At 76.7% G+C, this 20,341-nt stretch carries 15 protein-coding genes; 7 read left to right on the plus strand and 8 right to left on the minus strand.

Translation table 11 applies throughout. The features are described from left to right. Nucleotides 1–17: 17 nt before the first annotated feature. The 4 genes from JOD57_RS05740 to JOD57_RS05755 all read right to left on the minus strand — a co-directional run bounded on the left by JOD57_RS05740 (nt 18) and on the right by JOD57_RS05755 (nt 4,924). Nucleotides 18–1,187 carry an ABC transporter permease gene (locus JOD57_RS05740; RefSeq protein WP_204691011.1) on the minus strand — a complete coding sequence of 390 codons (1,170 nt, stop codon included), beginning with the start codon at nt 1,185–1,187 and terminating at the stop codon, nt 18–20. After that, on the minus strand, nt 1,184–2,791 hold the full coding sequence (locus JOD57_RS05745) for a sugar ABC transporter ATP-binding protein (RefSeq protein WP_307824497.1): 1,608 nt from the start codon (nt 2,789–2,791) through the stop codon (nt 1,184–1,186). Before JOD57_RS05745 ends, JOD57_RS05740 begins: the two co-directional genes overlap by 4 nt. A gap of 272 nt (nt 2,792–3,063) precedes the next feature. Next, entirely contained in the window at nt 3,064–4,230 is a 1,167-nt protein-coding gene (locus JOD57_RS05750) for an ROK family protein (RefSeq protein WP_204691012.1), read from the minus strand. Between the two features lie 4 nt (nt 4,231–4,234). Further along, complete coding sequence (locus tag JOD57_RS05755) at nt 4,235–4,924, minus strand: alpha/beta fold hydrolase (protein ID WP_204691013.1); 690 nt, start codon at nt 4,922–4,924, stop codon at nt 4,235–4,237. Between the two features lie 126 nt (nt 4,925–5,050). On the opposite strand from JOD57_RS05755, the gene JOD57_RS05760 reads away from it, so the two are divergent. Beyond that, nucleotides 5,051–6,502 (plus strand): NAD(P)/FAD-dependent oxidoreductase, encoded by a 1,452-nt coding sequence (locus JOD57_RS05760; RefSeq protein WP_204691014.1) that lies wholly within the window; start codon nt 5,051–5,053, stop codon nt 6,500–6,502. Here JOD57_RS05760 and JOD57_RS05765 read toward each other — a convergent pair. Both JOD57_RS05765 and JOD57_RS05770 read right to left on the minus strand, forming a co-directional pair. Continuing rightward, nucleotides 6,499–7,320, minus strand: a complete 822-nt coding sequence (locus JOD57_RS05765; protein WP_239568210.1) for an alpha/beta hydrolase — start codon at nt 7,318–7,320, stop codon at nt 6,499–6,501. The genes JOD57_RS05760 and JOD57_RS05765 overlap by 4 nt on opposite strands. Beyond that, the gene (locus tag JOD57_RS05770; protein ID WP_204691015.1) at nt 7,268–8,482 is read right to left on the minus strand and encodes a carboxylate-amine ligase; all 1,215 of its coding nucleotides are present in this window, start codon (nt 8,480–8,482) and stop codon (nt 7,268–7,270) included. The genes JOD57_RS05765 and JOD57_RS05770 overlap by 53 nt, the downstream gene beginning before the upstream one ends. Nucleotides 8,483–8,677: 195 nt before the next feature. Here JOD57_RS05770 and JOD57_RS05775 point away from each other — a divergent pair, with 195 nt between their 5' ends. From JOD57_RS05775 to JOD57_RS05785, 3 genes are all read left to right on the plus strand, one after another. Next, nucleotides 8,678–9,619, plus strand: coding sequence for a S1C family serine protease (locus tag JOD57_RS05775; RefSeq protein ID WP_204691016.1), 942 nt, complete (start codon nt 8,678–8,680; stop codon nt 9,617–9,619). An 85-nt stretch (nt 9,620–9,704) separates the two neighbouring features. Then, nucleotides 9,705–10,628 (plus strand): GGDEF domain-containing protein, encoded by a 924-nt coding sequence (locus JOD57_RS26135; RefSeq protein WP_204691017.1) that lies wholly within the window; start codon nt 9,705–9,707, stop codon nt 10,626–10,628. A 155-nt stretch (nt 10,629–10,783) separates the two neighbouring features. Next, nucleotides 10,784–12,181, plus strand: a complete 1,398-nt coding sequence (locus tag JOD57_RS05785) for an FAD-dependent oxidoreductase (RefSeq protein ID WP_204691018.1) — start codon at nt 10,784–10,786, stop codon at nt 12,179–12,181. Between the two features lie 23 nt (nt 12,182–12,204). On the opposite strand, the gene JOD57_RS05790 is transcribed toward JOD57_RS05785, so the two are convergent. Then, complete coding sequence (locus JOD57_RS05790) at nt 12,205–13,011, minus strand: SDR family oxidoreductase (RefSeq protein ID WP_204691019.1); 807 nt, start codon at nt 13,009–13,011, stop codon at nt 12,205–12,207. A 50-nt stretch (nt 13,012–13,061) separates the two neighbouring features. Between JOD57_RS05790 and JOD57_RS05795 the strand changes: the two genes are divergently transcribed. Together JOD57_RS05795 and JOD57_RS05800 are read left to right on the plus strand one after the other, a co-directional pair. After that, nucleotides 13,062–15,719 (plus strand): serine/threonine protein kinase, encoded by a 2,658-nt coding sequence (locus tag JOD57_RS05795; protein WP_204691020.1) that lies wholly within the window; start codon nt 13,062–13,064, stop codon nt 15,717–15,719. Between the two features lie 312 nt (nt 15,720–16,031). Further along, entirely contained in the window at nt 16,032–18,689 is a 2,658-nt protein-coding gene (locus tag JOD57_RS05800; RefSeq protein ID WP_204691021.1) for a serine/threonine-protein kinase, read from the plus strand. A gap of 74 nt (nt 18,690–18,763) precedes the next feature. Here the strand turns inward: JOD57_RS05800 and JOD57_RS05805 are convergent, their stop codons facing one another. Continuing rightward, the gene (locus tag JOD57_RS05805; protein ID WP_204691022.1) at nt 18,764–19,735 is read right to left on the minus strand and encodes a helix-turn-helix transcriptional regulator; all 972 of its coding nucleotides are present in this window, start codon (nt 19,733–19,735) and stop codon (nt 18,764–18,766) included. Between the two features lie 92 nt (nt 19,736–19,827). Between JOD57_RS05805 and JOD57_RS05810 the strand changes: the two genes are divergently transcribed. Next, nucleotides 19,828–20,340 carry a DinB family protein gene (locus tag JOD57_RS05810; RefSeq protein ID WP_307824498.1) on the plus strand — a complete coding sequence of 171 codons (513 nt, stop codon included), beginning with the start codon at nt 19,828–19,830 and terminating at the stop codon, nt 20,338–20,340. Nucleotide 20,341: the final 1 nt, after the last annotated feature.

The raw sequence follows: 20,341 nt of genomic DNA on the forward strand, positions 1-20,341 counted from the left end.
CGCCGCGCGCCGGTGGATCAGCGGGTCGGGGCCTGGACGGTGCCGCCCGGGGCGCCGTCGGCCGTGGTGCCTCCGGAGACCGCGCCGGCCGGTGCGCCGGCCGTGACCGGACCGCCGGCGGGGGGTCCGGCCGTGGGCCGGCGGAAGCTGAAACCGCCGGTGGCCAGCCGCTGCTGCAGCATGACGGCGAGGATGATGATCACGCCGCGGGCGACGGCCTGGGCCGAGCTCGACAGGTTGTTGAGCGTGAACACGTTGCCCAGCGTCGTGAAGATCAGGACGCCGAGGACGGTGCCGACGATCGTCCCGCGCCCGCCGATGAGCAGCGTGCCGCCGATGACCACCGCGGCGATGGCGTCGAGCTCCCACAGGGTGCCGTGGGTCGAGCTGCCGGTCGTCGTCCGCGCCATGATCATCACGGCCGCGATGCCGCAGGTGATGCCGGAGAGCACGTAGAGCTTGACCGTGTGCCGCTGCACCCGGATGCCGGCCAGCCGCGCGGCCTCGGCGTTGCCGCCGACGGCGAACGTGCGCCGGCCGAAGGTGGTCCGGTTGAGCAGCACCCACCCGGCGACGGCGACCAGCGCGAAGATGATCACCAGCGTCGGGACGCCGAGCACGTCGCCGGCGAAGAAGGACAGGAAGTCCTGGTCCCGCACGATCTGGGTGCGGCGGTTGGCGATGATCTCGGCCAGGCCGCGGGCGGCGGCGAGCATCGCCAGCGTGGCGATGAAGGCGGCGAGCCTCCCGTAGGCGATGACCACGCCGTTGACCAGGCCGGCCACCGCGCCCACCGCCAGCGCGGTGAAGACCATGACGATCCAGTGCACGTCCTCGGCCATCTGCTGCGTGGCGAGGGTGGTGGCCCACACCGACGCCAGCGCGGCGAGCGCGCCGACCGACAGGTCGATGCCGCCGCCGATGATCACGAAGGTCATGCCGATGCTGACCACGCCGATGACCGAGGCCAGCCGGAGGATGGTCAGCACGTTGTCGACGTCGGCGAAGCGGTCACCGGCGGTGACGATGCCGACGATGCAGAGGATCACCAGCGCGACGACCAGGCCCAGGTTGCGGCCCACAGGTCCGGCGGCGAAGCCGCCGCCGGAGCGCCCCCGGCGGCCGGCGCCGGACTCCCCCGTCCCCGCCGTCAGCGTGGTGCTGCCGCCGCTGGTGTCGCTGCTCATGCTCCGGTCCCTTCGTGCTGCGCCGTCCCGACGCCTGTCGTGTGGTGGAGTTCCGGCGCGACGCCGTGCGTGGTGGTCCCCTGCATCACCAGGTCGAGCACCCGGTGCTCGTCGAGCGCCTCGGCCGGTTCCTGCGCCAGCACCCGGCCCTCCGCGAGCACGAGGACGCGGTCGGCCAGCCCCAGCACCTCGGGGATCTCGCTGGAGACGACGACGACGGCGACACCGCGGTCGGCGAGGTCGCGCACGAGCGCGTAGATCTCCGAGCGGGCGCCGACGTCGACGCCGCGGGTGGGCTCGTCGAGCAGCAGCACCCGGCAGTCGCGCAGCAGCCAGCGGGCCAGGACGACCTTCTGCTGGTTGCCGCCTGAGAGGGTGCGGACCTCGCGGGTCTCGTCGGCGGGACGGACGTCGAGCGAGCGGACCTGCTCGCGCGCAGCGGCCCGCTCGGCGGCACCGGACAGCAGCCCGCCCGTGGCGAAGCGGGCCAGGCTGGAGATGGTGATGTTGCGGGCCACGGACTCACCGAGCAGCAGCGCCTGGCTCTTGCGCTCCTCGGGTGCGAGGCCCACGCCGGCGGCGACCGCGGCGCCGACGTCGCCCGGGCGCAGCCGCCGGCCGGCCACGCGGACCCGGCCCGAGGTCGCCCGGCGCGCGCCGTAGACGGTCTCCAGGACCTCCGAGCGGCCCGAGCCCACGAGCCCGGCCAGCCCGACGATCTCGCCCGGCCGGACGGCGAAGGAGACGCCGGCGAAGGTGCCGTGCAGCCCGAGGTCCTCGACCTCCAGCAGCGGCTCCTGGTCCCCGGCCACCGGCCGGCGGCGCTCGGGGAAGACGTACTCGATGGTGCGGCCGGTCATCAGGGTGATGACCTCGCGGGTCGGCGTCTCCCGGGCCGGGAGCCCGGTGGCGACCGTCCGGCCGTCCTTGAGGACGGTGATGCGGTCACCGATCTCGCGGATCTCCTCGAGCCGGTGGGAGATGTAGACGACGGCGACGCCCTCGGCGGTGAGGTCGCGGATGACGGCGAAGAGGCGCTGCACCTCCTCGTTGTCCAGGACGGCGGAGGGCTCGTCCATGATGATCAGCCGCGCGTCCTGCGACAGCGCCCGCGCGATGCTGACCATCTGCTGCGAGGCCGCGGACAGGGAGCCCAGCTCCGCACCGGGCCGGATCTCGGGGTGACCGAGCCGGGTCAGCAGCGCGGCGGCCCGCCGGTTGATCTCCCCGGGGAAGGTGAGCCCGAAGCGGGACTGCTCCCGGCCGAGGAAGACGTTGTCGGCCACGGTCAGGCCGGCGACGAGGTCGAGCTCCTGGTAGATCGTCGCGATCCCGAGCCCGAGGGCGGCCTGCGGGTCACCGAGCCGGACCCGCTCGCCGCGCCAGTGGATCGTGCCCTCGTCGGGCTGGTGGGCCCCGGCGAGCACCTTGATCAGCGTCGACTTCCCCGCGCCGTTCTGACCCAGCAGGCAGTGCACCTCGCCCGCCCGGACGTCGAGGTCGACGCCGCCGAGCGCCCGGACGCCCGGGAAGGTCTTGACGATGCCCTGCATCTCCAGCAGCGGCGCCTCGCGCAGCGCTGCCTCCCGTGCCGGCGCGGTCACCGGGCGGCTCGCCCGGAACCGCCGGCGGTCCGGCGTCGTCCCTCGGTGACCACAGCGTCACTCCCGACTTCTGCTCATTGTTGACCATTAGTCCGCTGAGCGCAGAACATATGGGGCGAGTCACACGCGGTCAAGGCACCGGCAGGCCGGTTACCGAATCGGGATGAAGCGGGGACGGAGCGGCCTCCGGACCGCACCGCGGCCAGGTGCCGTCCCGGCTCGCGCCAGGGGCCGCCGCGAGCGTGCGAGCGGAAGGGACAGGGGGCCCTACCTCAGCGGGCGAGCGCCTGGTGGACCGAGTCCTCGTCGAGGTGGCCCTCGATGGCCATGAGGGCAGCGCCGATCCGGCCCGACAGGTCGGGGGCGTCGCTGACCGTGATCTCGAGCGCGCGGGCGGCCAGCGGGAGCGAGCGGCCGTAGACGGCCTCGCGGATGCCGGCGAGCAGCGGTGCGCCGGCCTGGGCCACCCCGCCGGTCATGACGATCCGGTGCGGGTTGAAGAAGTTGACCAGCGCGGCGAGCACGGTCCCGATGGTGCGGCCGGCCCGCCGGACCAGCTCCAGCGCCGGCCCGTCACCCTGGGCGGCGCGCTCGACCACCTCCCGGGTGCTGCTCACCGGCAGGCCGGCGGCGAGGGCGTCGCGCAGCAGGGCACCGCCGCCGGCGATGGCCTCGAGGCAGTTCTCGTTGCCGCAGCGGCACAGCACCGTCCGGCCGTCGGGCTGCGGGACGTGGATGTGCCCGATGTCCCCCGCGCTGCCCTGGGCACCCCGGTAGACGGCGCCGTCGACGATGATCCCGCAGCCGATGCCGGTGCCGACCTTCACCACCAGGACGTCCTGCACCGACCCGGCCACGCCCATCTCGCCCAGGGCCATCACGTTCACGTCGTTGTCGACGAACACCGGGCACCCGTAGCGGCCGAAGGCGCTGGGGATCGGGTGGTCGTGCCAGCCGGGCATGATCGGCGGGTGCGACGGCCGCCCCGTCGAGAACTCCACCGGGCCGGGGATGCCCACGCCCACGGCGCAGACGTCGGCCGGCGTGAGCCCGGCCTCGGCCAGCACCTGCTGCGCGAGCCGGTCGACCTCGGCCAGCACCGGACCGGGGCCGTCGGCGATGTCGATGGGGTGCCCGACCGTGGCGAGGACCTGCGCCGACAGGTCGGTGACCGCGACGTCGACGCTGGTGACGCCGAGGTCGACGGCGAGCACGCACCCGGCCCGGCTGTTGAACCGCAGCAGCGTCGGCGGCCGGCCGCCGGTGCTCCAGCCCCGGCCGCCCTCCTCGAGCAGCCCGGCGGCGATCAGCTGGTCGACCCGCGCGCTGACGGTGTTGCGCGCGGCCCCGGTCAGCGCGACCAGCTCGGCCCGGCTCCGCGCGCGGCCGGTGCGCACGTGGTGCAGCAGCGCGCCGGCCGAGGCGGAGGAGGTGGCCACGCGGTCATGGTGACACGCCGCTGGCCCGGTCTCCGCCGCCCGGCCCGGGCACGTCCGCGAGGGCGGCCCGGAGGACCGCGGCGACGTCGTCCGGGTGCGTCTGCACGGCCATGTGTGCTGCACCCGGCAGCTCGTGGACCCGGCCCAGCGGCGCGGCGGCGGCCACCTGCCGCGCCCAGTCGGCGCGGCACAGCCGGTCGCGGGTGCCGCGGACGACGGTCACCGGCACCCGGACGGCGGGCAGCCGGGCGTCGATGCGGTCGGGCGCGGCGACCCGCCACAGCGCCCGCATCGCCCGCGGGCCGGTCGACAGCCACTGCGCCAGGACCAGCGGCAGCTGCCACCACGGCTCGCGGACCGCCGTCTGCAGCCACCACCCGGCCAGCCGGGGCAGCGGGCGCAGCCGCGGGTCGGTCGTCGGCCCGAGCAGGACCACGCCGGTCACCCGCGGGTCGACGGCGGCCGCGGCGACCACCTGGCAGCTCTGCGAGTGGCCGACCAGCACGACCGGCCCGGCCCCCAGGCGCCTCCTCAGCCGGGCGGCCAGCACGTCCAGCGGCGGAACGGGTGCAGACCGGCCCATCCCGGGTAGGAGGACGACGTCGGCGGGCACCCGCCGGCGCAGCCGCGACGACGACCGTCCGTCCAGCCCCAGGCCAGGGACCAGCACGAGCCGGGGGATGACGGTGGCCACCGGCCCGGTTGTACTGGTCGGCGGCGCCGACCGCGATCGGACCGGACGACGGCCGTGAGGGGGATCACCTCCTCACCCGGCCCGCCACCGGACGCTGGAGTTCCTGACAGGGAAGGATCAGTCATCATGACGACATCACCTGCGCCCACCACTGCCGGCACCCCCGCGACCGGCCGGCCGCGGGTGGTCGTCGTCGGCTCCGGCTTCGGGGGCCTGTTCGCCGCCAAGGCGCTGCGCAAGGCCCCGGTCGACATCACCGTCATCGGCAAGACCGGCCACCACCTGTTCCAGCCGCTGCTCTACCAGGTGGCCACGGGCATCCTGTCCGAGGGCGAGATCGCCCCGGCCACCCGCGAGGTGCTGCGCCACCAGGCCAACGCCCGGGTGGTCCTCGGCGAGGTGGTCGACGTCGACCTCGCCGCGCGCACGGTGACCTCGACGGTCCTGGGCCGCACCACGGTGCACCCCTACGACGAGCTCGTCGTGGCCGCCGGCGCCGGGCAGTCCTACTTCGGCAACGACCACTTCGCCGAGTTCGCCCCGGGCATGAAGAGCGTCGACGACGCCCTCGAGCTGCGCGGGCGCATCTTCGGCGCCTTCGAGCTGGCCGAGCTCGCCACCGACCAGGCCGAGATCGACCGGCTGATGACCTTCGTCGTCGTCGGCGCGGGCCCCACCGGCGTGGAGATGGCCGGGCAGATCGCCGAGCTGGCCCACCGCACGCTGCGCCGCGACTTCCGCTCGATCGACCCGCAGCGGGCGCGGATCATCCTGCTCGACGCCGCGCCACAGGTGCTGCCGCCGTTCGGCCCGAAGCTGGGCGAGAAGGCCCGCCGGCACCTCAACGAGATCGGCGTGGAGGTCCAGCTCGGCGCGATGGTCACCGACCTCGACGCCGACGGCCTCACCGTCAAGGACGCCGACGGCGAGCTCCGCCGCATCCCCGCGGCCACCAAGGTGTGGGCCGCCGGTGTGCAGGCGTCGCCGCTGGGCCGGCTGCTGGGGGACCAGGCCGGCGCCGAGGTCGACCGCGCCGGCCGCATCTCGGTGCAGCCGGACCTGACGCTGCCCGGGCACCCCGAGGTGCACGTCATCGGGGACATGGCCAACCACCCCGACAAGCTGCCCGGCGTGGCCCAGGTGGCCATCCAGGGCGGGCGCTACACCGCCGACCAGATCCAGCGGCGGCTCGCGGGCAAGGCGCCCCGGGGTCCGTTCCGCTACCGCGACAAGGGCAACATGGCGACCATCTCGCGGTTCTCCGCCGTCGCCGACATCAAGAACATGAAGTTCGAGGGCTTCATCGCCTGGGTGATCTGGCTGGTGGTGCACCTCTTCTACATCATCGGCTTCAAGAGCCGGATCACCACCGTGCTGCACTGGATGGTCAGCTTCCTCGGCCGCGGCCGCTCGCAGCGGGTGGCCACCCAGCAGCAGGTCTACGGCCGCCTGGCGCTGGAGAAGCTCGGTGACGGCTTCGCGACGTCGAAGACCGGTGGCCCCAAGGACCACCCAGCCCAGCCCGACACGGTCAACCCCGAGCAGCAGCAGGACCTGGTCGGCCGCCGCACCGCCTAACCGGCGTAGCCCCCGCGGAGGGGCGGCCCCGGCCCGTCCGGCTCCTGGCCGGGCGGGCCGAGCCACGTCCGCAGCGCGGCGGTGACGAGGTCGGGGGTCACCACGTGGCCGCCGTCGAACTCCTCGTAGACGACGTCGTAGCCGGCCGCCGCGAGGTCGCGCGACACCCGCCGGCCGCAGCGCGCCACCGGCAGGACGCGGTCGTGGGTGCCGTGGGAGATCCAGACCCGGGGGCGGCCGTCGCGTCCGGGCGGGGCGACGAAGCCGGGCGAGAAGGCGAGCAGCGCCTCGAACAGACCGCCGTTGGCCAGGCCCAGCGACAGGGCGTACGAGCCGCCGTCGGAGAACCCGCCGAGGGCCAGCCGCGCCACCGCCAGCCCGGCCGCGGCCTGCTCCAGCGCGGCGTCGAGGACGGCGACGTCGCGGCCGAGCCCGCCGGCCAGCAGGTCCCACGTGGAGGCCACCGAGGTCGTCGCGAGCACCGCGACCCCCCGCGCGGTGGCCGCGTCGGCCACCGCGCCCAGGCTCTGCCCGGCGTTCCCGCCGGCGCCGTGGCAGAACACGAGCAGGGGCCGCGGTCCGGGGGGCCCGTCGGGCACCGCGACCAGCGCCTCGGCTCCTCCGAGGTCGAGCGCGGTGGTGCCGGGCGGCAGCGGCGGCCCGGCGGGATCGGCGCCGGGCCGGGTGCCGAGGCGGCCGTCGCGGGCCGGGCGCGGCCCCGTGCCGGGTCCCGCGGCGAGCGTGCGGGTGGTGGGGGGCACGAGGTCACCCGCGTCGCGCAGCGGCAGCGCCGGTGCCCCGAACCCGTCGCCGCCCATCAGGTCCTCCCGGCCGCCCCTCGCGGACGACCTGCTCGGCGACCGCCCGGCGGTCGCCCGTGCGCAGCCAGGTGCTCCGCTGCCGCGCCGCCGAGGTACCCCGGCCGAGCAGGTCCTGCACGCGCGCGGTGACCTCGTCCCACTCGCCGGCGTCGGCGAGGTCGGCCTCCAGCTCGGCGAGCAGGGCGCCGACGGCCGCCCCCGGGTCGACCAGCTCACCGCGCAGCGGGTCGAACAGCGGGGCGGACAGGCCGGAGCGCGCCGCGCGCCAGCGGGCCGCCCGCAGCTGCTCCGGCCGCAGCTCCGGCACCGGCTCGCCGCGCCACGCGCGCCCGGCCAGCACCCGCACCAGCGAGCGGACCAGCGCGGCGTGCAGGACGGCGTCGTCGAGGGTGGTGCAGACGTCGGCCAGCCGGAACTCCAGCGTGGGCAGCCGGGCCGAGGGGCGCACGTCCCAGTACAGGTGCGAGCCGTCCTCGACCACGCCCGAGGCGACCAGCCCGGCCAGCACCCGGCGGTAGCCGTCGGCGTCCCCGAGCGGTTCGGGCGCCCCGGCGTGCGGGAAGCGGGTCCACCACAGCGTGCGCCAGGACTCGTAGCCGGTGTCCACGCCGTCGTGGAAGGGGGAGCTGCCGGTCATCGCCAGCAGCACCGGCAGGTAGGGCCGCGTGCGGTCGAGGACGGCGACGGCGGTGTCGAGGTCGGGGACGCCGACGTGCACGTGGCAGCCGCAGATGTCCTGCTGCTGGGCCAGGCCCGCCCAGCGCTCGACCATCGCCTCGTACCGCCGCCCCGGCGTCACCGGCATCGTGTGCCAGGAGCTCCAGGGGTGGGTGGAGGCGGGCAGCAGCACCAACCCGTCGCGCTCCGCGGCCGCGGCCGCCTCGGCGCGGGCGCCGGCGAGCTCGGCGCGCAGCTGGGCGAGCGAGGTGCACACGCCGGTGGCGGTCTCCAGCTGCGTGGTCGCGATCTCCGGGTGCACGTGCGGACCGGCCTCGCCGGCCAGCGCCGCCGCGGACGCCCGCGGTCCCGGCGCCACCTCGAGGGTGTCGGGGTCGACGAGGTGGAACTCCTCCTCGACGCCGAGGGTGCGCCCGACGGCGCCGCGCTCCTGTGTCCTGGTGGACCCCTGTCTGACGGGGTGCTGGCCGTCGGTGTCCACGCCCCTCCTCGGTGCCGGTCCGGTCGCCGGGGAGGCCGACGCTACGGCCGCGCCGTCCGGGTCGCACCCGCTCGCCCGGGTGCGGCCCGGGCCCCGTCCCGGCTGATCGCTCACGGCGTAGCGCGAGGGGTGGCACCGCAGGCCGTGGCAGGCGTCTCCTGGTCAGTGCAACTGTGTAATCAGAGGAGGTGCGTCGTGACCCGACCGGACACCGACGCGGCGCTGGACGCCTACTCGCAGGTGGTCACCGCGGTGGCCGCCGACCTCGGCACGCACGTGGCCGCGCTGCAGGTCACCGCCCGCGACGGCCGCCCCGGCGCGGGCTCGGCGGTGGTCGTCCCCGGCGACGGGCTGCTGCTCACCAACGCCCACGTCGTCGGCCGCGCGCGATCCGGGCGCGCGGTGTTCGGCGACGGCAGCGAGACGCCGGTGGAGGTGGTGGGCACCGACCCGCTGTCCGACCTCGCCGTCGTCCGCGCGACCGACGGCGCGCCGGAGCCGGCCGTGCTCGGCGACGCCGCCGGCCTGCGGGTCGGGCAGCTGGTCGTGGCCGTGGGCAACCCGCTCGGGCTGGCCGGGTCGGTCACCGCCGGGGTGGTCAGCGGGCTGGGCCGCTCGCTGCCCACCCGGGACGGGCGGACCGCGCGCGTGGTCGAGGACGTCATCCAGACCGACGCCGCGCTCAACCCCGGCAACTCCGGCGGCGCGCTGGCGGACTCCACCAGCCGGGTGGTCGGCATCAACACCGCCGTGGCCGGGTGGGGCCTGGGCCTGGCCGTGCCGGTCAACGACACCACCCGCCGCATCATGGCCACCCTCGTGCGGGACGGCCGCGTGCGGCGGGCCTACCTCGGCCTGGTCAGCAGCCCGGCTCCGCTGCCCGCACCGCTCGCCGAGCGCACCGGACGGCGCCGGGGCCTGCGGGTGGTCGACGTCGTCGCCGGCTCACCGGCCGACCGGGCGGGGCTGCGGGCCGGCGACCTCGTGCTCGAGGCCGGCCGCGCCCCGGTGGCCGAGGCGCAGAGCCTGCAGCGGCTGCTGTTCGCCGAGGCGGTCGGCCGGCCGCTGCCGGTCACGGTGTACCGGCGCGGCGCGATGGTCGACGTCGTCGCCGTCCCCACCGAGCTGACCGGCTGACGACGTCCGTCCAGCTCCGCAGCGGCCACCGCCCCACGGGTCGCCGCCACCTGTGACGATGCCCCGGCGACGGAGGGGGGACCGGGTGCACGGGGACCACAGGGGCGGACTCGGCCTGCTCGCGCTGCTGCACGCGTGCGCCGGCGGGCTCTGCGCGGCCGGGGCGATGTGGCCGATGAGCCCGCGGACGCCGGTGGCCCTGCTGTCGGCCCTCGCCGTCGTCGGCGGGCTGGCGTCCGCCGCGTGCTGGTCGGGCCGGGACCGGCTGCCCGGAGGTGCGGTCCACGCGGGCCTGGGGCTGTTCACGCTGGCCTCGGCCCTGCTGGCGTGGCGCTCGGCCACCGCGGTCGGGATCGTCGGCCTGGGGTGCACGCTCGTCGCCCTGGGCGTGCTGGCCGGGCACGTGCTCCCGCCGGCACCGGCCCGCTGGCACGTGGCCGGCGCGGTCGCCGCCGTCAGCGCCGGCGCGGCCGCCGCCGCGCCCACCGGCTTCGCCTCGCCGTGGGTGGCCGCCGTGGTGACCGCCGTCGTCCTGACCGAGGCGCAGGTGCGCCAGTCGGGCGCGCTGCGCCGGGCGGCCACCACCGACCCGCTCACCGGGATGGCCAACCGCCGCGCGTGGGAGCTCGGGGCCGGCCGTCTCCTGGCGCACGCGCAGCGCACCGGCGAACCGCTGACCGTGGCCGTCCTCGACCTCGACGACTTCAAGGCGGTCAACGACACCGAGGGCCACGCGGCCGGCGACGCGCTGCTGCGGGCGCTGGCCACCGAGTGGCACGGCGAGCTGCGCCGCTCGGACCTGCTCGGCCGGCTCGGCGGCGACGAGTTCGTGCTCTGCCTGCCCGCCACCGACACGGCCACCACCGAGGACCTGCTCGACCGGCTGCGCCGGGCCTCGAGCGCGGCCTGGTCGGCGGGGACGGCGACGGCGCGGCCGGGCGAGGGCCTCGACGAGCTCCTCGCCCGCGCCGACGCCGCCCTCTACCGGGCCAAGCGCGCCCGCCGCTGACCCGGTCGCGGCAGCGCTCCCCCACCCTGGGTGCCGCCGCGCCCGGGAGCGGACCGCGGCGCGCCGCCGGCCGGTCCGGGCGGCCGTGCACCGTGGCAGCGTGCGGTGCGCCCGGCGGCCCGGCCGCTTGCGCCGGCCCGGGCGTGGAGACGGCGATGGCCTCGATCGTGGTGTGCGGCGGCAGCGTGGTGGGCCTCAGCGCGGCGATGATGCTGGCCCGGGACGGCCACGAGGTCACCGTCCTGGAGTCCGACCCCGACGGCGCTCCGGCCACCCCGTCGGAGGCCTGGGAGTCCTGGCGCCGGCACGGCGTCGCCCAGTTCCAGCAGCCGCACACGGTGTTCCCGCGCTTCCGCGCCGTCGCCGACGAGGAGCTGCCCGGGCTGACCGACCGGCTGCTCGACGCCGGGTGCATCTGGGTGGACCGGCTCACCTCGATGCCACCCTCGCTCACCGACCGCGCACCGCGACCGGGTGACGAGCGGCTGCTCGGCGTCACCGGGCGCCGCCCGGTCGTCGAGTCGGCCGTGGCCGCCGCGGCCGAGGACGCACCGGGGGTCACCGTGCGTCGTGGCGTCCGGGTGGCCGAGCTGCTCCCCGGCACGCCGACGCTGGACGGGGTCCCGCACGCGGCCGGGGTCCGGACGACGACGGGTGAGGACGTCCGCGCGGACCTCGTCGTCGACGCCACCGGCCGGCGCAGCCCGTCGACGGGCTGGTTGGCCGCGCTCGACGCCCGGCCGCCGACGACACGGGCGCAGGACTCGGGGTTCGTCTACTACACCCGCTACTTCACCGGGCCGCAGCGGCCGGCCGCGTTCGGCCCACCGATCAGCCCGCTGGGCAGCATCTCGGTGCTGACGCTCGACGGCGACAACGACACCTGGTCGGTGACCGTCTTCGCGCAGAGCGGGGACGCGCCGCTCAAGGCCCTGCGCGCCCCGGAGGTCTTCGACCGCGTCATCGGGGCCTGCCCGCTGCACGCCCACTGGCTCGACGGGCAACCCACGGGCGGCGTGCTGGCGATGGCCGGCGGCCTGGACTGCTCCCGGCGCTTCGTCGTCGACGGCCGGCCGGTGGTGACCGGGTTCGCCACCGTCGGTGACGCCTGGGCCTGCACCAACCCGTCGGCCGGCCGCGGGCTGTCGGTGGGGCTCGTGCACGCCGCACTGCTGCGCCACCTGGTCGCCACGCACCTCGACCGGCCCGCCGACCTGGCCGTGGCCTGGGACGAGGCCACCGAGCGCACGGTCGGACCGTTCGTCGAGGAGCAGCTGGTCGAGGACCGGTCGCGGCTGGCCGGGATGGCCGCCGCCCGGGAGGGGCGGCCCCCGCCACCGCCGCCGCCCGGGCTGGCCGCCTTCCTCGGCGCTGCCGGGCAGGACGCCGACCTCTTCCGCGCGATGCTCGAGTACCGGACGTGCATGGCGCCGCTGGCCGAGCTGCTCGACCGGCCCGCGGTCCGCGAGCGGATGGCCGCGACGGAGCGCCGTCCGTCGGCGCCCCTCCCCGGTCCCGACCGCGGTCGGTTGCTGGACCTCCTCGCGGGCTGATCGCCGGGTGGCCGGGCGGGTCGTCAGGGGCGGCGCCAGTCGTCGCCGGTCATGTGCGAGCCGGCCATCGGGCCCATCTGCAGCATGCCGCCGTCGACGGCGTAGGAGGACCCGGTCACGTAGGACGCCTGCGGCGAGGCGAGGAAGGCGACGACGGCGGCCACCTCGTGCGCGTCGCCGGGCCGGCCGACCGGGACGCCCGGCCGCTCGTGCCCGGGCGCGGTGGGGTCCTCGTCCTCCTGGCCGGTCATCGGCGTGGCGATCTCGCCCGGGGCGACGGCGTTGACCGTGATCCCGTGCTCGGCCAGTTCGATGGCCGCCACCCGGGTGAGCAGGCCGAGCCCGCCCTTGGCCGCGCAGTAGGCGGCGGCACCCACGCGCGGCTGGTGCTCGTGGACGCTGGTGACGTTGACGATCCGCCCGCCCCGGCCGGCGGCGACCATCCGCCTCGCCGCGCGCTGCAGGCAGAGGAACGCCGCGTCGAGGTCGGTCGCCAGCACCTCGCGCCAGGTCTCGTAGTCGGTGTCGAGGAGCGACGTCGAGTGGCCGGTGCCGGCGTCGTTGACCAGCACGTCGATGCCGCCCAGCGCGTCGGCCAGCTCGTCGACCACGGCCGCGGCACCGGGCAGCTGTCTCAGGTCGACCGGGCGGACCTCCGCGCGCCGACCGCGCGAGCGCACCTCCTCGGCCGTGCCCCGGGCGGCGGCCTCGTCGCGGTACCAGGTGATGCCGACGTCGCAGCCCTGCTCGGCCAGCGCGACCGCGACGGCCCGCCCGATGCCCGACTCCGACCCGGTGACGACCGCGACGCGGCCCACTGCATCCGTCATGTGCCCCATGCTCGGCGCGGCCGCCGGTCCCCGCCGGGTGACCCCTCACCGTGCGCAGTCCGTCCGCGACCGGCTGGTGCGCCCGCCCGCGCGTCGCCAGGTGGCCCGGCAGGCCGGCCGATCGGCACGAACACTCGGGAGGTGACGGAGACGACCGTCACCTCCGGCTCCACCGGGAGACGCTCCTGCCGCTCCAGACCTTCGGCCCCTACGAGCTGGACGAGCTCCTGGGCCGCGGCCACACGGGCGAGGTCCACCGCGCCTGGGACACCCGCCGCCACCGCACCGTCGCGCTCCGGCTGCTCCGGCCCGAGCTGACCCACGACGAGCAGTTCCGTGCCCGTTTCCTCCGCGAGTGCCGGGCCGCCGCGGAGCTCGACGAGCCGCACGTCGTCGCCGTCCACGACTCCGGCGAGATCGACGGCCGGCTCTACGTGGACACGGAGCTGGTCGACGGGCGGGACCTGTCCGCGGTGCTCGCCGCCGAGGGACCCCTCCCGGCCGACCGGGCCGTCGACGTCGTCGGCCAGGTCGCGGCCGCGCTCGACGCCGCGCACGCCCGCGGGCTCGTGCACGGCGACGTCCGGCCGTCCCACGTCCTGCTGTCCGGGCACAGCAGCCACCCGCAGTGCCACCTGACCGGCTTCGGCACCGGCGGGGCCGTCGGGGGACCTCGGTACGCCGCCCCCGAGCGCCTGACCGGCCGGCCCGTCGACCACCGGACCGACGTCCACGCGCTGGCCTGCCTCCTGCACGAGGCGCTCACCGGCGCACCGCCCTCCCGCGCCGCCGGCACGGCGGAGGCAGGCGCCGGCCGGGTGCCGCCGCGCCCCTCCGCGGCAGCGCCCTCCGTCCCGCGGGAGCTGGACGACGTCGTGGCGCGCGGCACGGCCGAGGACCCCGACGACCGCCACCCGAGCGCGGGGGCGCTGGCGCTGGCCGCCCGCGCGGCACTGCACCCGGCGGCGCCTGCACGGCCCGCCACCGGAGGCGCCCGGGACACCGTCCCCGTGGCCGCGGTGCCCGCCGTGTCCCGGGCGGGCACCGCCGCAGTCACCCGTGGCACGCCCCCGGGGACCGCCGGCACCGCCGGGCGACGGCGCCACGCGCCCCCGCCACCGTGGTTCGTGCGGCGCAGGGGACTCGCGGCGGCCCTGCTGGCCGGGGTCCTGGTCCTGGCCGGTGCCGGTGGGGTGGTCGCGACCCAGCTGGCCTCCGACGCCTCTGAGGCGACGCCGCCGACACCGGTCGTCGTCGAGCCGGCCGACGACCCCGCCGAGGACCCGTTCGTCCCGCCGTCCGCGCAGGCACCGCCGGGGACGGCCGACCCCACCACGGGCGACCCCACGTCGGGCACGGACGGCCCCACCGGCGGGACGGCGGACCCGACAGACGGGATGGGGACCACCACGTCAGCAGCGGACGGGCCCGCGTCGGGCGCGGGTGACCCCACCGCGGGGACCGGCGGCAGCCGGCCGGGTCAGGGCGCGCCCGCCGCGGCGACCGGCGGCCAGGTCACGGGTGACCGGCCCGGTCTGTACGGGGGCACCGGCGACGAGGTCTGCGACCCCGCGGGCATGACCGAATACCTCGCGGAGCACCCCGAGGTGGCCGAGGCGTGGGCCGACGCGCAGGACGTCCCGGCGGACCGGGTGGGTGACTACCTCGCGACGCTGACGCCGGTCGTCCTGCGGTTCGACACCGCGGTCACCAACCACGGCCTCGTCGACGGGCGGGCCGTTCCCTTCCAGTCGGTGCTGCAGGCGGGGACCGCCGTGCTGGTCGACGACTCGGGTGTCCCGCAGGTCCGCTGCATCTGCGGCAACCCCCTGGACGCGCCCGCCTCCCGGCCCGCCCCGGAGTACCAGGGCGACCCGTGGCCGGGCTTCTCGCCGGCCACGGTCGTCGCGGTCGAGGGCAGCCCGGCGCCCGTGCCCGCCTTCGTCCTCGTCGACGACGCCAGCGGCGTCGTCGAGTCCCGGCCCGTGGGGACCACCGGCGACGCCGACCTGGGGGTCGACCCGGCACTGGCCGAGACGGCCCGCCTGTTCCGGACGGCCGGGGCACCGTCCTCCTCGGACAGCAGCACGTCGTCCAGCGGCGGGTCGGCCGGTACCGGTCCCACGTCGGCCGGCGGCGGGAGCCCACCGGAGGGGACCGGCGAGGAGCCCGAGGGCGCGACCCAGCCCGACCCGGGCCCCGGGACCGGAGGCTTCCCGGACGGGGATCCGCCGAGCCCCGGCGACGCGGAGCAGCCGGACGCCCCCGCGCCGGACGGCGGGACCGACGGGGACGGGCCCGCCTACGAGCCGCCCGCGGAGCAGCCACCCGACGACGAGGCACCCGCTGGGGAGACGGGCACGGAGACACCGACCGACGAGGTGCCTGCCGAGGAGGTGCCCGCGGAGGAGACACCCGCCGAGGAGACACCCGCCGAGGAGACACCCGCCGAGGAGACACCCGCCGAGGAGACGCCTACCGAGCAGACACCTACCGAGGACACACCCACCGAGACAGCGACCGACGAGGCGCCCGCCTACCAGGCACCTGCCGGTGAGACGCCCGCCGGAGAGACACCCACCGACGGGGCACCCACCGAGGCGACGTCCTCGGCGGAGGCGTCGACGGCGGAGGCGCCCACGACGGAGGCACCCTCGACAGGCACGCCCACCGCGGGGACGGCCACTGAGGAGCCGACCGTCCCGTGACCGGCGACCCCGGGGCCTGAGCGCTCGGACTGCCGCGGTGGCGCACCGCCCGGTGACGACACGCCCTGTCCAGTCACTTTGCGAGCTCCTCCGCCCACGGCCCGGCGTCCCGCTGCCCGGTCGGTTCGAGACGAACCGGTCCCCCTCACCGTGCGCAGTGCGGCGGCGACCGCGTGCGGGACCACGCCGCGCCCACCCTCGGGCACCCCCCGGCGCGGGGAGTAAACGGGTGGACACATCGCCGGGACGGTCGGGAAGACTCCGGCGTCCGATGGAGTACCCGTCGTCAGCGGCCCCGACGGGAGGTCACCCGTGAGCCCTGAGACCTTCGGTCCGTACGAACTGCTCGAACTGCTCGGCCGTGGCGGCATGGGCGAGGTCCACCGCGCCTGGGACACCCGCCGCGAGCGGGTCGTGGCACTCAAGCGACTCCTGCCCGAACTGGCCGACGACGAGCAGTTCCGCGCCCGCTTCTACCGGGAGTGCAACGGCGCCGCCCGGCTCAACGAGGCGCACGTCGTCCCCATCCACGACTTCGGCGAGATCGAGGGCCGGCTGTACCTCGACATGCGCCTGGTCGACGGCCGGGACCTGTCCGAGCTCCTCGAGCAGGAGGGGCCGTTCCCGGCCGACCTGGCCGTCACCGTCGTCGAGCAGGTGGCGGCAGCGCTGGACGCCGCGCACGCGGCCGGGATCATCCACCGCGACGTGAAGCCGTCGAACGTGCTAGTGACCGGCACGGGGTCGGTCCCGCACTGCTACTTGGTGGACTTCGGCATCGCCGGGACCACCGGGGGCAGGACGACCGGCTCGCTGACCCGGACCGGCATGTTCGTGGGCACCCTGGAGTACGTCGCTCCCGAGCGCCTGGGCAACGGGCCGACCGACCACCGCGTCGACGTCTACTCCCTGGCGTGCCTGCTGCACCAGCTCCTCACCGGCCAGCCGCCGTTCCCCACGTTCGACCCGGCCGCGCTGTGCGCCGCGCACCTCTACCGCGAGCCGCCGCGGCCGTCGGCCACGGTTCCCTCCCTCCCGCCGGCCCTCGACGCGGTCGTCGCCCGCGGGATGGCCAAGGACCCCGACGCACGGTTCCCGAGCGCCGGTGCCCTGGCCTGGGCGGCCCGGGCGGCTCTCGGCGGCGACGACGTCCGGACGCCGGTCGTGCCCCTGCGGGGTGCACCGCCGACCGTGACCCCGCCGCCCCTGACACCGCCGGCGCCGGCGACGACCGGTGGGCACGGGGCACCCGCGTCCACGCCACCGGTCCCCGCCGTGACCGCGGCGGCCCGGTCCGAGGGGGCGCTCCCCCCGACCGTCACCGGGACGGCACCGCCGTCCCGGGACGAGCCACCCGACCCACGGCAGCCGGTGGGGAGGCGGCCGGCCCGGCGACGTCTGGCAGGGGCGCTGATCGCCGTCGCGGTCGCCGCCGCCGCCGCGGGTGGCGTGGTCGCAGCACGGGTCCTCGACGGGGACAGCACGCCCGTGATCACCGAGGCAGCCGACGACCCCGGCGACTCCCCGTTCCACCGCCCGCCAGGGGGAGGCGGCCAGATGGGGGAGCAGGTGCCCGCGCCCGAGCAGTCGTCCGCGCCGACGGAAGGTGTGTCCGGTGATCAGCCCGGCCTGTACGGCGGGACCGGCGCGCAGGTCTGTGACGCAGCAGGGCTGACGCGGTTCCTCGAGGCGAACCCCAGCCAAGCCGCCGCGTGGGCCGAGGTCCAGGGGATCGAGCCCGAGGGGATTGGCGCCTTCATCGCCGACCTGACCCCGGTGGTGCTCCGCTTCGACACCGCCGTCACCAACCACGGGTTCGTCGACGGCCGGGCGACGCCGTTCCACTCGGTGCTGCAGGCCGGGACCGCCGTCCTCGTGGACGAGTTCGGCTCCCCGCAGGTGCGCTGCGCGTGCGGCAACCCGCTCGACCCGCCCGCGCCGCGTCCGTCCCCGGAGTACGAGGGAGAGCCGTGGCCGTCCTTCTCCGAGGACGTCGTGGTGAACGTGACCCCGGCGCCGGTGGTTGTGAACGCGCTGGTCGTGGTCTACGCCGACGGGCAGATCCGCGAGCGGCCGCTGAGCACCAGCGGTGAGGAGGACAAGACCCCGCCGCCCGAGGTGTTGATGGATGCCGAGGAGTTCGTCGAGGACCCGACGACCGCCACCCCGCCCGCCTCGGCTCCGGCCTCGCAGAGCTCGCCGAGCACGAGCCCGCCCGCCTCGGCTCCGGCCTCGCAGAGCTCGCCGAGCACGAGCCCGCCCGCCTCGGCTCCGGCCTCGCAGAGCTCGCCGAGCACGAGCCCGCCCGATGACGGCACCGGCGGCACCGGCACCGGGGAGACCAGCAACCCCGACACCGGCGGCACCGGCACCGGGGAGACCACCAACCCCGACACCGGCGGCACCGGCACCGGGGAGACCACCAACCCCGACACCGGCGGCACCGGCACCGGGGAGACCACCAACCCCGACACCGGCGGCACCGGCACCGGGGAGACCACCAACCCCGACACCGGCGGCACCGGCACCGGGGAGACCACCAACCCCGACACCGGCGGCACCGGCACCGGGGAGACCACCAACCCCGACACCGGCGGCACCGGCACCGGGGAGACCACCAACCCCGACACCGGCGGCACCGGCACCGGGGAGACCACCAACCCCGACACCGGCGGCACCGGCACCGGGGAGACCACCAACCCCGACACCGGCGGCACCGGCACCGGGGAGACCACCAACCCCGACACCGGCGGCACCGGCACCGGGGAGACCACCAACCCCGACACCGGCGGCACCGGCACCGGGGAGACCACCAACCCCGACACCGGCGGCACCGGCACCGGGGAGACCACCAACCCCGACACCGGCGGCACCGGCACCGGGGAGACCACCAACCCCGACACCGGCGGCACCGAAACAGACACCGACACCAGTGGAGGCAACGGCGAGGACACCAGCACGGGCGGCTGATCCAACGGCTCGGCCACGGACGCCCGCTGCCGCGGCCAGTAGCGCGCCGGCCGAGGAGTCGGCCGCGGTCCCGGTCAGCTAAGGGCGGCGCCGGCGGCGGTGTACCGGGCGGCGAGGTCGCGCAGGTGCGGCCCCATCTCCGGCGGGGACAGCACGGTGAACGGCGCGCCGGTGACGCCCAGGGCCAGCGCCGCCCAGTCGAGGTCGTCGGCCTCGATGCGCACGCGGCAGCCCCCGTCGCCGTCGTCGGTCACCGCGGCCCAGCGGCCGATCCGCTCGCGCACCCGCCCGGCCGGGGCGGCGACGACGGCCTCGACGACGAACCGCGTCCAGGCGCTGCCGATCCGCTCGCGCACGTAGGCCGCGGCGTCCTCGGCCGGGAACCGCCGGGGGCCGAAGACGGCGCCGGTGCCGCGTGGGGCGTCCAGCCGGTCGAGCCGGAACACCCGCCAGTCGCCGCGATCGAGGTCCCAGCCGACGAGGTACCAGCGGCGGCCCAGCGCGACCAGCCGGTGCGGCTCGACCGTGCGCTCGGACCGCTCCCGGCCGGGCGGCGTGTAGCCGAAGACGGTGCGCTCGGTGTCGCGGCAGGCCAGCGCGACGGCGGTCAGGACAGCGGGGTCGACGGCGTCGTCGGTCGAGGTCGGTCCCCACCCGGCCGGGACGGTCATCGCGCGCAGCGCGTCGACCCGCCGCCGCAGCCGGGCGGGCATCACCTGCACCAGCTTGGCCAGCGCCCGCACCGACGTCTCGGCCATCCCGGCGACCGGGCCGGCCGCGGCCGCCTGCAGTCCCACGGCCAGGGCGACGGCCTCGTCGTCGTCGAGCACCAGCGGCGGCAGCGCGGCGCCGGGTGCCAGCGCGTAGCCGCCGTCCACCCCGCGCGAGGCCGACACCGGGTAACCGAGCTCGCGGAGCCGGTCGACGTCGCGGCGCAGCGTGCGCACGGAGACGCCCAGGCGGCCGGCGAGGTCGGGGCCGGGCCAGTAGCGGCGGGCCTGCAGGAGGGAGAGCAGGCGCAGGGTGCGGGCGCTCGGGTCGGTCACGTCCCCATCCTCGGCGACACAGCGGTCAGGATCTGACCGCAATGCGCGGGACCGTGGTCCCGGCAGCCCCCACCACTCCCCCGGAGGACACCGTGACCGCTCCCACCGCCCCCGCCCTGGACACCGAGCGCGCCGACCTGCTGGAGACCCTCGGCACCCATCGGGCGTTCCTGCGCTTCACCGTCCGCGGCCTGACCGACGAGCAGGCCACCCGGCGGACGACGGTCAGCGCGCTCACCCTGGCCGGCCTCGTCAAGCACGTGGCCGCCACCGAGGCCACGTGGGCGGACTTCGCCGTCCGCGGTCCGGCCGCGTTCGCCGACACCACGCCGGAGGTCTGGGCGCAGGAGTGGGTGCTCGAGCCCGGCGAGACGCTGGCGGACGTGCTGGCCCGCTACGAGCAGGTCGCAGCCCGCACCGACGAGCTGGTGCGCACGATCGACCTCGACCGCACCCACCCGCTGCCGGAGGCCCCGTGGTTCACGCCCGGAGCCACCCGCTCGGCGCGCCGGGTGTTCCTGCACCTGGTGGCCGAGACCGCCCAGCACGCCGGGCACGCCGACATCCTGCGCGAGTCGCTCGACGGCCAGAAGACGATGGGCTGAG

It is taken from the genome of Geodermatophilus bullaregiensis, from assembly GCF_016907675.1.
Lineage (GTDB): Bacteria > Actinomycetota > Actinomycetes > Mycobacteriales > Geodermatophilaceae > Geodermatophilus > Geodermatophilus bullaregiensis.

What these genes read in the sequence shown, in the direction of transcription:
- JOD57_RS05740 (WP_204691011.1), bottom strand. Translation starts at nt 1,187, where the DNA reads ATGAGCAGCGACACCAGCGGCGGCAGCACCACGCTGACGGCGGGGACG.
- JOD57_RS05765 (WP_239568210.1), bottom strand. Translation starts at nt 7,320, where the DNA reads ATGGGCGGCGACGGGTTCGGGGCACCGGCGCTGCCGCTGCGCGACGCG.
- JOD57_RS05760 (WP_204691014.1), top strand. Translation starts at nt 5,051, where the DNA reads ATGACGACATCACCTGCGCCCACCACTGCCGGCACCCCCGCGACCGGC.
- JOD57_RS05785 (WP_204691018.1), top strand. Translation starts at nt 10,784, where the DNA reads ATGGCCTCGATCGTGGTGTGCGGCGGCAGCGTGGTGGGCCTCAGCGCG.
- JOD57_RS05790 (WP_204691019.1), bottom strand. Translation starts at nt 13,011, where the DNA reads ATGACGGATGCAGTGGGCCGCGTCGCGGTCGTCACCGGGTCGGAGTCG.